Annotated in this window: 9 protein-coding genes, 1 tRNA gene and 2 pseudogenes; 11 read left to right on the top strand and 1 reads right to left on the bottom strand. The window is 54.5% G+C overall.

Annotated features, from left to right (window positions below; translation table 11 throughout):
• Window positions 1-84: 84 nt before the first annotated feature.
• From cutA to CJP72_RS22065, 5 genes and pseudogenes are all read left to right on the top strand, one after another.
• On the top strand, window positions 85-432 hold the full coding sequence (cutA, locus tag CJP72_RS22085; RefSeq protein ID WP_162383439.1) for a divalent cation tolerance protein CutA: 348 nt from the start codon (window positions 85-87) through the stop codon (window positions 430-432).
• On the top strand, window positions 408-2,117 hold the full coding sequence (locus CJP72_RS22080; RefSeq protein ID WP_162383438.1) for a protein-disulfide reductase DsbD: 1,710 nt from the start codon (window positions 408-410) through the stop codon (window positions 2,115-2,117). The genes cutA and CJP72_RS22080 overlap by 25 nt, the downstream gene beginning before the upstream one ends.
• A 36-nt stretch (window positions 2,118-2,153) precedes the next feature.
• On the top strand, window positions 2,154-2,729 hold the full coding sequence (locus CJP72_RS22075) for a transcriptional regulator (RefSeq protein WP_162383437.1): 576 nt from the start codon (window positions 2,154-2,156) through the stop codon (window positions 2,727-2,729).
• Between the two features lie 66 nt (window positions 2,730-2,795).
• Window positions 2,796-3,833 (top strand): annotated as a pseudogene (locus CJP72_RS22070) (DUF1176 domain-containing protein); the annotation flags it as partial.
• A gap of 124 nt (window positions 3,834-3,957) precedes the next feature.
• Window positions 3,958-4,033: transfer RNA gene (locus CJP72_RS22065), tRNA-Phe, on the top strand.
• 138 nt (window positions 4,034-4,171) lie between these two features.
• Here CJP72_RS22065 and CJP72_RS22060 read toward each other — a convergent pair.
• The gene (locus tag CJP72_RS22060) at window positions 4,172-5,809 is read right to left on the bottom strand and encodes a transglycosylase SLT domain-containing protein (protein WP_162383460.1); all 1,638 of its coding nucleotides are present in this window, start codon (window positions 5,807-5,809) and stop codon (window positions 4,172-4,174) included.
• Between the two features lie 334 nt (window positions 5,810-6,143).
• On the opposite strand from CJP72_RS22060, the gene CJP72_RS22055 reads away from it, so the two are divergent.
• The 6 genes and pseudogenes from CJP72_RS22055 to CJP72_RS22030 form a co-directional block, all read left to right on the top strand.
• Window positions 6,144-7,631, top strand: a complete 1,488-nt coding sequence (locus CJP72_RS22055; RefSeq protein ID WP_162383435.1) for an ATP-binding cassette domain-containing protein — start codon at window positions 6,144-6,146, stop codon at window positions 7,629-7,631.
• Complete coding sequence (locus tag CJP72_RS22050; RefSeq protein WP_162383434.1) at window positions 7,612-8,595, top strand: ABC transporter permease; 984 nt, start codon at window positions 7,612-7,614, stop codon at window positions 8,593-8,595. Before CJP72_RS22055 ends, CJP72_RS22050 begins: the two co-directional genes overlap by 20 nt.
• 66 nt (window positions 8,596-8,661) lie before the next feature.
• Window positions 8,662-9,615 carry a substrate-binding domain-containing protein gene (locus CJP72_RS22045; protein ID WP_162383433.1) on the top strand — a complete coding sequence of 318 codons (954 nt, stop codon included), beginning with the start codon at window positions 8,662-8,664 and terminating at the stop codon, window positions 9,613-9,615.
• A 71-nt stretch (window positions 9,616-9,686) separates the two neighbouring features.
• Window positions 9,687-10,751, top strand: coding sequence for a sugar phosphate isomerase/epimerase family protein (locus CJP72_RS22040; RefSeq protein ID WP_162383432.1), 1,065 nt, complete (start codon window positions 9,687-9,689; stop codon window positions 10,749-10,751).
• Window positions 10,748-11,884: a Gfo/Idh/MocA family protein gene (locus CJP72_RS22035; protein WP_162383431.1), complete on the top strand. Its 1,137-nt coding sequence runs from the start codon at window positions 10,748-10,750 to the stop codon at window positions 11,882-11,884. The genes CJP72_RS22040 and CJP72_RS22035 overlap by 4 nt, the downstream gene beginning before the upstream one ends.
• Window positions 11,885-12,234: 350 nt before the next feature.
• Window positions 12,235-12,548, top strand: a pseudogene (locus CJP72_RS22030) (molybdopterin-guanine dinucleotide biosynthesis protein MobB); the annotation flags it as partial.

Genomic DNA, 12,548 nt, shown 5'->3' with positions numbered 1-12,548 from the left:
TTCCCCGCTTCGACTAACATTTCGCCCCTCTCCGTTGTATAGTGACCACTCTCTTGCTGGTCTTTCTGTACTTTCGAGGTGTATATGCTTGATGTTAATAGTCAGGATATTTCCATCCCCGATGCCGTTGTGGTGCTCTGTACTGCGCCGGATGAAGCCACAGCTCAGGATCTGGCAGCCAAAGTGCTGGCAGAAAAGCTGGCTGCCTGCGCCACGCTGATTCCCGGAGCCACTTCCCTGTATTACTGGGAAGGCAAACTGGAGCAGGAATACGAAGTACAGATGATTTTTAAAACCACGGTATCGCACCAGCAAGCGCTTCTGGACTGCCTGAAGTCTCACCATCCCTACCAAACCCCCGAACTTCTGGTTTTACCCGTCACACACGGAGACACTGATTACCTCTCATGGCTCAACGCATCCTTACGCTGATCCTGCTGCTGTGCAGCACATCCGTTTTTGCCGGATTATTTGACGCCCCTGGCCGCTCGCAGTTTGTACCTGCCGACCAGGCATTCACCTTTGATTTTCAGCAGAACCAGCATGAGTTGAATCTTTCCTGGCAGGTGAAAGAAGGCTATTACCTCTATCGTAAGCAAATCAGCATCACGCCGTCTCAGGCAGAAATTGCCAACGTACAGCTCCCGGCAGGTGTCTGGCACGAAGACGAGTTTTATGGCAAAAGTGAAATCTATCGCCAGCGGTTGACGATTCCGGTGACAGTCAACCAGGCAGCGTCTGGCGCGACATTAACCGTCGTCTATCAGGGATGCGCTGACGCCGGTTTCTGCTACCCGCCAGAGACAAAAACCGTGCCGCTGAGCCAGGTGATTGCCAGCACGAATGTGCAACCAGCACCCCTCTCTGCAACAACGCTGCCAGAAAACGCACCGCAACCAGCCAGCCAGTTGCCCTTTCCCGCATTGTGGGCCTTGCTGATAGGGATTGGCATTGCTTTTACGCCATGCGTCCTGCCGATGTATCCGCTCATTTCCGGTATTGTGCTGGGCGGCAAACAGCGACTCTCCACCGGACGCGCGCTGCTGTTAACCTTTATCTACGTGCAGGGAATGGCGCTGACCTACACCGCGCTTGGTCTGGTCGTCGCGGGCGCCGGGTTACAATTTCAGGCCGCGTTGCAGCATCCTTATGTTTTGATCGGCCTGGCGGTGGTGTTTACCCTGCTGGCGCTGTCGATGTTTGGTCTGTTCACACTCCAACTCCCATCTTCGCTGCAAACACGTCTCACATTGATGAGTAATCGTCAGCAGGGCGGATCGCCTGGCGGCGTGTTTGCGATGGGGGCTATTGCCGGGCTTATCTGCTCGCCATGCACCACCGCGCCGTTAAGCGCTATTTTGCTGTATATCGCCCAGAGCGGAGACATGTGGCTTGGTGGCGGGACACTCTACCTCTACGCGCTGGGGATGGGATTACCGCTGATCCTGGTCACCGTCTTCGGCAACCGCCTGCTGCCGAAAAGTGGCCCGTGGATGGAGCATGTCAAAACGGCTTTTGGGTTTGTCATTCTTGCGCTGCCCGTCTTTTTACTGGAGCGTATCATTGGCGACGAATGGGGACTGCGTCTGTGGGCGCTACTGGGCGTTGCCTTCTTTGGCTGGGCATTTATCACCAGCCTGCAGGCAAAACGGCGTTGGATGCGCATGGTACAGATTATCCTGTTGGCCGCTGCGCTGGTCAGCGTGCGTCCATTGCAGGACTGGGCGTTTGGTAATGCCACTGCGCAAACGCAGGCGCATCTGAACTTTACGCCTGTCGCCTCGGTCGATGAATTAACTCAGGCGCTGGCGCGCGCCAAAGGCAAACCCGTGATGCTGGATCTGTATGCCGACTGGTGCGTCGCCTGTAAAGAGTTTGAGAAATATACCTTCAGCGATCCGCAGGTACAGCAGGCATTGGGCGATACGGTACTTTTACAAGCCGATGTCACCGCCAACAACGCGCAGGATGTGGCATTACTGAAACACTTACACGTGCTGGGATTACCCACCATTTTGTTCTTTGACGAGCAGGGACATGAGCACCCAGAAGCGCGGGTAACGGGCTTTATGGATGCGACGACCTTTAGCGCACATTTGCGCGATCGGCAACCGTGAGCGACACTTGCAAAAGGAAAAACGGAGGAGAATACCGTGCAACGTGAAGATGTCCTGGGAGAAGCCCTAAAATTACTTGAGACGCAAGGAATAGCAACGACCACACTTGAGATGGTCGCCGATAGCGTTAATTATCCGCTCGATGAACTGCAACGTTTTTGGCCGGATAAAGAGGCAATTCTCTATGATGCGCTACGTCATCTGAGTCATCAGATAGAGACCTGGCGCCGTCAGCTTATGCTGGATGACACACTGAGTGCCGAGCAAAAGCTCCTGGCGCGCTATAGCGCTTTGTCAGAATGTATGACTAATCACCGCTATCCAGGCTGTCTGTTTATCGCCGCCTGCACGTTTTTTCCTGACCCCTCCCATCCGATTCACCAACTGGCGGATCAGCAAAAACGAGCCGCGCACGATTTTACCCACGAGTTGCTAACCACGCTGGAAATTGACGACCCGGCAATGGTCGCCCGCCAAATGGAACTGGTGCTGGAGGGTTGTCTCAGCCGTATGCTGGTGAATCGCAGCCAGGCCGATATCGATACCGCACACCGCCTGGCAGAAGATATTCTGCGCTTTGCGCAGTGCCGTAAGGCAGGCGCACTGACCTGATCCACCTATCGCTCCCCTGCTGATACGCATATAATTTCAGCGACACTGATACGTAAAGGGAATTATATGCGCCGTCTCCCCCTCATTGCGGCAGCCGGATTGTTTTCAATCCAGCTCTTTGCTGCACCGTTACCGGGTTTTTCGTTTGACCACAAAGACTGGGAACTCTCCTGCGACAATACCGGTACCTGCCGCGCCGCAGGTTACGGCGTCAAGACGGGAGAGGTCAGCGTCTTGCTGACCCGTCAGGCAGGACCTGGACAACACGTCAACGGACTGGCGACCTTCGCGCAAACCCAAAACGACATCCCCATCGATGCCAATGTGAGTATGTTCATTGATGATCAACCGCAAGGAACACTTGCCGCAAAAGACAAAACACATTTCCGTTTTGACTCCTCGCAAATAACAGCCCTGGTGGAAGCGCTGATTCATGACAAAAAAATTGAGATTGCGCTAAATGGGCAACGCAAAACGCTCTCCAGCGCAGGTGCCAATGCTGTGTTCCTTAAAATGGATGAATATCAGAAACGCATAGGAACCCGGAGCGCCCTGCTGCGTAAAGGCAAGGCCAGCGAAGAAAACGTGCTGGCGGCAGTCCCGGCCCCTGTCATTATTGCCGCGCCCGTGACGCCTTCTGCCCCAGCAACGCAATTAACCACGGATCAACGCAAGAGAGTAGAGGCAAAACTCACCAATGACTGCGATGACTGGGATAACGAGAATATCTCTGCCGAAGACCGCCAGTTAACGCTCACAGCGATTGATAAATCGCATTCCCTGATCCAGGGACTCTGCTGGCGCGCCGCGTATAACGAAGGATACGCCATGTGGGTGGTGGACAACGCACTGACCAGCGACCCGCAGCTCATCACGACCGATGCCACCAGCTACGCCGATGGCGTGATTACGTTCTTCAATAAAGGTCGCGGTATCGCCGACTGCGTCAGCGGAGAAGAGTGGGTATGGGACGGCAAAACATTTGTGCGTAGCCTGAAATACACTACTGGCGACTGCCGGGAAATCGTCCCCGGCGGCACCTGGATGTTACCGACCTTTGTGAGCCAGGTTGAGGCGGCGCAAAAAGTCAGTGAACATGATAACGCGCGGTGATTTTAAGCAAAATGAGGCTATCTGATACAGAATCGCCGCAAAGATAAGCAATCAGACAACAAAACGAGAAATATGATTGACGGGGAATGCAGATTACGGTTTAATGCGCCCCGTTGCCCGGATAGCTCAGTCGGTAGAGCAGGGGATTGAAAATCCCCGTGTCCTTGGTTCGATTCCGAGTCCGGGCACCACTATTCTAAAGAACCCGCCCAAAAGGCGGGTTTTTGCTTTTTAGCGTTCCGGTAGATTTCTGGTCGTTCTGGGCATAGGCTCTACGGCTTCCCCTTAGAGCCACCCCCGCGTATCTTCCCTTAGCAACACACCTGCCCTCACGGTTTGTCTGAAGTTGCCTTATCAGTGGTTTGTTTCACGCCTTCAGTGGTCTTATTGACGTGTTCCGGGGCGATGTCACCCATTGAGTCTTCTGCGTCTTTCTCTTTACGCGCGACTTCATCCATGATGAGTCGATAGGCAATGTAGTACTTGTAAATGTTACTCACATACGTGACGGTCTCTGCCCCTATCTGCTCCGCGGCCAAATATTCCACGTTGCCAAACCAGACATCAGGGTCAAAGCCACGCATCTTTGTTTCGGCGCGTAACCGGGCAATGCGGGCCGCACCCGCGTTGTATGAGGCGAACGAGAAGAGTGCCTTATCAAGCTGAGTCATCGGCTCGTCACCGTAGTAATTGTCTATCATCCATCGCATGTATTTCACCCCAGCATGAATGTTGGGATCCAACTTACGGATATCGCCTACTTTCATCTCCCTGCCCGTACGCGGCATCACCTGCATTACGCCAATGGCCCCCACATGGCTGCGGGCAGACTGATTGAGCCGCGATTCCTGATACCCCTGCGCGGCCATCAGCAGCCAGTCCACGTCGTAGCGCATGCCATACTTTCTGAATAAATAAACCATTTTCAGTAGTTTGCGACGCTCTTTCTCAGCAGCTGCACTTTTAACGTATTCTGCGTTCTTCAGGTAGCGGAACAAAAGGATGTTACCCAGTTTGCTGCCCTGGCCATTTTCCTTCACGAAGTCATTCAGCAACGCGAGAAGTTCCGGGCTATTTTTGCGTACAGCCCACGCGATATTGGCATCGTCGCGCAACACAATACCTTCATGTATCTGAATTTTTGGAAACACTTGTTTCCAAAACTCAGCTTTATGATGATCGACGACGATCAGCGGAATGAGACCGGCATTCAGCATTTCGATAAGATCTTCATCTTCAAGTGATTCAGGAGCTTCCTCGAGAATAACGGGGGGAAGGGAAGCTTTAGCAAAACGTGCATTAAGCGCTTTCAGGCTCTCGTAATAGCTTGATGAGGGACGCACAAACACCGTCTTGCCCGAGAGTTGTTCCAGAGTCTCTACCTTCGGGGAGTTGGGGCCAGACAGCAGCAGTTCTTTGACATTGAGATACAGGGGGAGAGTGAAATCTACAAGTTTCTGCCGTTCTGGAGTGATGGTCAGATTGGCGGCAGCGATATCTCCCCGTCCCTCGTTCAGTGCCATGAACAGCTGATCACGCGCCACCGGTACAAAGATAATGCGTACTTTGAGGTGGCGTTGTTTGAGCTTGTCCTCCTTCAGTAACTGGGCATTGAGTTCACGTTCAAACGCCATAAACACGTCATGGGTGGCTCCGCGCTGGGTTCCTTTATTGATAAAAAAGAACGTCTTACTGTAGGTCGTCAGTACCCGGATCACCCGGCGATCGAGCATTCCTGGCAGATCCCCTACCCAGGGTTGCAGCAGTTCATCCATGTTGACTTCGAGCACCTCTCGCTCCTCCTGCTGAGGCCTTTCTTGTTCAGCAGAATCAACAGGAGACTGCTCTTGCTCAGCCGTCACAACAGACGGCTGATTTTGTTCAGCAGAAACAGCATATAGAGGGGCGACGAACAGCAGTGCGGTAATAAGGGCGATGAAAAAACGGTGAAACAAGAGGGCATTCATGACGAGAGACTCCGCATGGCGCATCCTTTTATTTTAGCCAACGCCGGAACTCTCTGATGCATATCTGGCGCACTTCAACAGCATTCAGAAACGGTGTTGCGCCACGGATAACGCGCTTAAAAAGCCAAATCTTGCGCCGTCTGGCAGAAATCATTGTCCTGACTTGCATTTTTATACCTTGTGCACTGCACTCAAATTCAGGAAGCAATCGACAACGCCGGGTGAAAATGATGGGGATCAGCGACGCAGCGTGGGAGGGAATGTATTGGGTTGTGGGTGTCATCAATGGTCCCCGTTGTCATGGCGTGCACCTGAATAAACCAGGAATGGCCTTGTGAGCCTTGCCATTGAATTTGTCGGTATCTGCAAAGCATTTGGCCCGGTGCGCGTGTTGCATGGGGTGAGTTTTACGTTGGCACCGGGAAAAATTTATGGCCTGTTAGGGGAAAACGGGGCCGGTAAATCGACCTTGATGAAAATTCTCGCCGGTTACGAACAGGCCAGCGAAGGAGAGGTGCGTATTGACGGCACACCCCGTCACTTCCGTTCTTCTCGTGATGCCGAGCAAGCCGGTGTGGTGTTGATACATCAGGAATTCAATCTTGCCGAACACCTCACAATTGCTCAAAACATTTTCCTCGGTCATGAATACAAACGGGGCTGGCTGCTGGATGAGCGCGCCATGGAAAAGGCGAGCGCGCACTGTCTTGCCGATGTCGGTCTGAGTATTTCACCGAATACGCTGGTACGCCGACTGATCGTCGCTGAGAAGCAGTTGGTCGAGATAGCCAAAGCGTTATCCCGTCAGGCGCGTTTGTTAATCATGGACGAACCCACCGCCACGCTAACCCCGGCGGAAACAGTGCGATTATTCGCGCTGATAGGCAAGCTGAAGGAAGATGGGGTCACTATCATCTATATCTCTCACAAACTTGATGAGGTCAAAAGCATCACTGATGAGGTCGTCGTGATGCGCGATGGCCGCTTCGTTACCCGTGCCGCCACCGCCGATCTCACGCACCAGCAGATGGCGAACCTGATGGTTGGACGTGATATGTCCGACATGTTTCCCCCGAAGCTTTCACCTGCCAGAGAGGCACCTGTTGCGCTGGCCGTCGAGGGGCTGTCAGTACCCGGCTGGATCGACGAGCTTAGCTTTAAGGTGCGAGCGGGTGAGATCCTCGGCTTCGCTGGCCTGGTCGGTGCCGGACGTACTGAGGCTTTTGAGGCCATCATGGGGCTGCGGCCACGCAGTGCCGGTACACTGACGCTGGGGGGAAAAACCGTTCAGCCCGATAACCCACGCGATGCCATGCGTTATGGCCTCACCTATATGCCGGAAGATCGTAAAGGCAAGGGCTTGCATATCAACCTGGGACTGAGCGAAAACCTGACGTTGATGACCCTGGAACGCTACGCCACGCCGTTACTCAATCAGCGTGCCGAGCGGGAGGCTCTTGAGCAGGCGGTAACAGTCTTTGGGCTAAAAGTGGGTGATCTTAGCGCCAGGGCGCGCATGCTTTCCGGGGGGAATCAACAAAAACTGGTGCTTGCCAAATATCTGCACCCGGACCCACACGTCATCATACTTGATGAGCCCACCCGTGGCGTTGATGTGGGGGCAAAAAGAGACATCTACTTTTTGATCCAACGGCTTGCCACAGAAGGACGCGCGGTGATCGTTATCTCCAGCGAGTTGATTGAACTGATCGGTTTGTGTCATCGGGTACTGGTGTTACGTGCCGGGCGATTACAGGCAGAACTTAGCGCCGAGAATCTGAACGAAGAGGAGCTGATCACCTATGCTACCGGCACCCGCTGATCTTTTCGTTGTATTCCGTCGCACCTGGTCGCACCTTTCGGGTTTGGGCCCGTTGATTGGGCTGATTCTGTTGTGCGTCGCTGGCACCCTGCTTAACCCGGACTTTGCCACCCTCGACAACCTGATGAATGTGTTAACCCGCACGGCTTTTATCGGCATCATCGCGGTGGGCATGACCTTTGTCATTATGTCCGGCGGTATTGATCTTTCGGTTGGCTCTATGGCTGCGCTGATCGCGGGCTGTGTGATCCTGTTTATGAACCACTTCACCGATAATCCCCTGTCCGGCGTAGTGTTCGGGGCGCTGTTTGCTCTGGTGCTGGGGGCACTGTTTGGCACCTTACATGGCTTGCTAATTACCAAAGGGCAGATCGAAGCCTTTGTCGTTACCCTGGGCACCCTGGGTATTTTTCGGGCTTGCCTCACCTGGCTGGCTGATGGGGGAGCGCTCACGCTTGCAGACACTCAGGCGGATATCTACAGCCCTGTCTATTATGGCAGTTTGCTCGGCGTACCCATTCCGGTGTGGGTGTTTGCTATCGTGGCGCTGGCGGGTGGACTGTTACTCAACCGTACCGCTTTTGGCCGCTATGCGCAGGCCATCGGATCTAACGAGCAGGTCGCACGTTATGCCGCGATCCGCGTCGATCGCATCAAGATCCTGACCTACGCGCTGCTCGGTTTGTGTGTGGGGATCGCGACCTTGCTGTATGTTCCACGGTTGGGTTCCGCCACACCGAGTACCGGCCTGTTGTGGGAGCTGGAAGCCATCGCTGCCGTGGTGGTGGGCGGGACGACCCTCAAGGGAGGAGAAGGCCGCATTGTCGGTACGGTGATCGGTGCCATCCTGCTTTCCGTGATCAGTAATATTCTTAATCTCACCAGCATCATTAGCGTTTATCTCAACGCCGCCGTTCAGGGGGTGGTCATTATTATCGTCGCTTTTCTGCAACGCGGGCGCTGAGATAGTAGTAACAAAGGAAATCCGCGGGCACGCGGGCAAACCGTTTGATTTACTGGAGATAACTCGATGAATAACGCGCTTCGCATTATTGGTGCCAGTGTCCTTGCCTGCTCGCTCAACACCAGCTGGGCGGCAGAGAGTGTAACGCTGGGGGTCTCTATTCCCACGGCCACCCACAGTTTCACTTCCGGCATTGTCTGGTGGGCCAACAAGGCTAAAGAAGATTTGGAGAAGGAACACCCTGATCTTAAGGTCATCGTGAAAACGGCCGCTAACGCCCCTGAGCAGGCGAATCAACTGCAGGATCTGTTAACGGTGAACAAAATGAACACCCTGGTGATATTCCCCTTTGAATCCGCAACACTGACCAGGCCAGTGGCTCAGGTGAAAGAGAAAGGCGTGTACGTCACGGTCGTTGACAGAGGGTTGACGGACACCAAAGCCCAGGATGCTTACGTTGCCGGTGACAACACCGCATTTGGCAAACTGCCCGCCGAATATCTGGCAAAGGTGATGGACGGAAAAGGTGAACTGGTCGCCTTGCGCGGCATTCCGACCACGCTGGATAACGAGCGTTTTGATGCCTTCACTGCCGTGATTAAACAACACCCTGAAATGAAAATTCTTGATGCCAAATACGGCAACTGGAACCGGGATGACGCTTTCAAAGTGATGCAAGACTTCCTCACACGCTATAAGCATATTGATGCCGTCTGGGCTGCCGATGATGATATGGCGGTGGGCGTGCTCAAGGCCATTGATCAGGCCAAACGAGATGACATCAAAATCGTCTTTGGCGGCGCGGGTGCCAAAGGGGCAGTCAAAACGTTAATGGAGGGAAGCGATCCGCGCATCCAGGCTAACGTCTCCTATTCACCCAAGTTTATCTACGATGCGATCAAACTGACCGCAGAGGCGCGTCTGGAAGGCAAAACACTGCCGGCCAAAACCATTATTCCTTCGGTGTTGATCACCAAAGAGAATGCCAAAGATTTCTACTTCCCTGATTCACCGTTCTGAGGTTGTGTACAAGCGGGGTGTGTAGATCACCCCGCAACACCCACTTTCACTGCATGATGAAGGAGTTGTGCATGAAAACCATCAAAGGACCGGCGATCTTTCTTGCTCAATTTATCGGTGACCACCCTCCCTTCAATACGTTGCAGGGACTGGCTGGTTGGGCCGCTGGCCTGGGGTTCGACGGGGTGCAACTCCCCACCAATCATCCCCATCTGTTCGATTTGAACCAGGCGGCACACAGCCAAACCTATTGTGACGACATCGCCGGACAGTTGGCAGATCATGGGCTGGTCATCACGGAGCTTTCTACTCACTTACAGGGACAACTGATGGCGGTGCATCCGGCCTATGATTCCCTGTTTGACTCGTTCGCGGCACCAGAGGTTCGGGGGAAGCCGACGGCACGCACTGAGTGGGCGGTTAAGCAACTGCTGGCGGCGGCGAAGGCCTCCCAGCGTCTGGGGTTAACGGCACATGCCACCTTTAGCGGCGCCCTCGCCTGGCCTTACCTTTACCCCTGGCCCCAGCGACCCGCAGGACTTATCGATGAGGCTTTTGCTGAGCTGGCACGCCGTTGGCGCCCGGTCCTGGATGCGTTTGATGAGCAGGGTGTTGACGTTTGTTATGAGCTCCACCCCGGTGAAGATTTGCACGATGGAGTGACGTTCGAACGTTTTCTGGCGGCACTGGATGCACATCCGCGTGCCAATATTCTCTATGATCCCAGTCATTTCGTCTTACAACAGCTTGATTACCTGTCATTTATCGACATATATCACTCGCGAATCAAGGCATTTCACGTGAAAGATGCTGAGTTTCGCCCCTCCGGACGTCAGGGTGTATATGGGGGGTATCAGGAATGGCCAGAGCGTGCAGGGCGTTTTCGCTCTCCCGGTGACGGCCAGATAGACTTTACGGCTATTTTCTCGAAGCTGGCCCAATATGACTATTCAGGCTGGGCCGTACTGGAGTGGGAGTGCGCCCTTAAACACCCACAAAACGGTGCGGCGGAAGGGGCGCAATTTATTCGCCAGCATATCATTCGGGTGGCAGAGCACGCCTTCGATGACTTTGCCGATAGCCGTCTCGATCCTGCTCAGTTATCCACCTTACTGGGACTGGGAGCAATAAAATGAATCGCCGCCTGCGTCTTGGGATGGTAGGAGGAGGACAAGGTGCCTTTATCGGAGCCGTACACCGAATGGCCTCCCGGCTGGATGATCACTATGAACTCTTAGCGGCGGCCCTTTCCGGCGATCCCGACAGAGCGGCGGCCAGTGCGGCTGAACTGAGACTGCCACGCAGTTACAGCGATTATCGCGAGATGGCGCGACTGGAGGCAGCCCGCCCGGACGGTATAGAAGTGGTCGCTATCGTGACACCTAATCATCTGCATTCCCCAGTGGCAACCGCGTTTCTTGAAGCCGGTATCCATGTGATCTGCGATAAACCGCTGGCGCTGACGCTCGGGGAAGGACAGGCACTGGCCGCGCTGGCAAAACGGCAGCAGCGGTTGTTTGCCGTGACGCACACCTACAGCGGATATCCGATGGTGCGCCATGCCCGCGCTCTGGTGGCTGCGGGTGAACTTGGCGAGCTGCGTTATGTGCAGGTGGAATATCTTCAGGACTGGCTGGCAGACCCCCTGGAAGCCAGCGGCCATCGGCAGGCGGCCTGGCGTACCGACCCCACTCGGGCTGGTCGTGCCGGTTGCCTGGGCGACATCGGCACCCATGCCTGGCAGCTCGCCGCCTTTGTCAGTGGCCAGTTGCCGGAGTCGCTCAGCGCCGAGCTTCACACCTTTGTCCCTGGCCGACGGGTTGATGATCATGTTCAGGTCTGGATGCGTTATCCCAATGGCGCCCGTGGCGCATTGATTGCGAGTCAGGTCGCCAGTGGCGAGGAAAACCGACTGGTGCTGCGTCTCTACGGCTCCCGTGCCAGTTTAGTCTTCAGCCAGGAGGAACCGAATCAGCTTTGGTTTACCCCACTGGCGGGTCAGGCACAGAGGCTGACTCGGGGACGCAGCATGAGTCCGGCGGCAATACATGCCACCCGAGTGCCAGCGGGTCATCCGGAAGGCTATCTGGAGGCTTTCGCTCAGTTGTATACCGATGCCGCACTGCGCATTCATGCCATGCAGGCAGGAGTTCCTCCTCCGCCGGAGACAGACTCTCTTCCCTGTGTGGAAGAAGGGGTGAACGGCATGCGTTTTATTGATGCGGTGCTAGACAGTCACCGTGCAGGGGGAGTCTGGATACCGTTATAACCCCCCCATTTCACGGAGCTGAGACCTTCTGGACAAAAGGTTTTCAACCGTAGTGGTATTTTGCGCCAAAGGTTCCGCACGGGATCATGTATTCAATACGTTTCTTAACAAACTCTGGACGTCAGCAAAAGAGACGGGGCCAGTCTGGTGGAACGATCATTTTCCATAATCAAACACGCGCGCTGTCCCGCGTTTCGCGATGACGGACGAGAAGACTGTCTCTGCCGTTCGTTGTTTATGGACTGCCCTCACGGTTATGAGGCGCAGTCCATTTTCGCCTGGCACTTTCTATCGTCAGTTCGACATCGCAAACTCACTCTTTAACCTGCCAGCGAATTTGATACCTGCCGGTTGCCAGCCAACAGCGTTGGGCTCTTATGACTGAAACGCCGGAAGAACAGGAACTGGATCTCGCCTTTCTGGCCAGCAGAATGGATGCCTCAAAGCTGGATTTGATTCTGGTCGAAGGATTTAAACATGAGGAAATCGCGAAGATTGTGCTGTTCCGCGAAGGGACCGGGCACCATCACGAAGAGCTGGTGACTGACGCGCACGTGATTGCCGTCGCCAGCGATGTCCCTTTGACGATTAATGTCCCGGTATTAGATATCAATGACGTTCAGCAACTCGCTGATTTTGTTGTGCACTGGATGCGGGGTTTATG

Origin of the sequence: Citrobacter sp. NCU1 (assembly GCF_010231475.1) — a bacterium.
Lineage (GTDB): Bacteria > Pseudomonadota > Gammaproteobacteria > Enterobacterales > Enterobacteriaceae > Citrobacter_D.
The sequence above is the reverse complement of the archived record's forward strand: the minus strand, read 5'-3'. Positions and strand labels throughout refer to the sequence as shown.

Excerpts from the sequence above, each read along its gene's own strand:
- cutA (WP_162383439.1), top strand. The coding sequence starts at position 85 with ATGCTTGATGTTAATAGTCAGGATATTTCCATCCCCGATGCCGTTGTG.
- CJP72_RS22080 (WP_162383438.1), top strand. The coding sequence starts at position 408 with ATGGCTCAACGCATCCTTACGCTGATCCTGCTGCTGTGCAGCACATCC.
- CJP72_RS22060 (WP_162383460.1), bottom strand. The coding sequence starts at position 5,809 with ATGAATGCCCTCTTGTTTCACCGTTTTTTCATCGCCCTTATTACCGCA.
- CJP72_RS22050 (WP_162383434.1), top strand. The coding sequence starts at position 7,612 with ATGCTACCGGCACCCGCTGATCTTTTCGTTGTATTCCGTCGCACCTGG.
- CJP72_RS22045 (WP_162383433.1), top strand. The coding sequence starts at position 8,662 with ATGAATAACGCGCTTCGCATTATTGGTGCCAGTGTCCTTGCCTGCTCG.
- CJP72_RS22040 (WP_162383432.1), top strand. The coding sequence starts at position 9,687 with ATGAAAACCATCAAAGGACCGGCGATCTTTCTTGCTCAATTTATCGGT.
- CJP72_RS22035 (WP_162383431.1), top strand. The coding sequence starts at position 10,748 with ATGAATCGCCGCCTGCGTCTTGGGATGGTAGGAGGAGGACAAGGTGCC.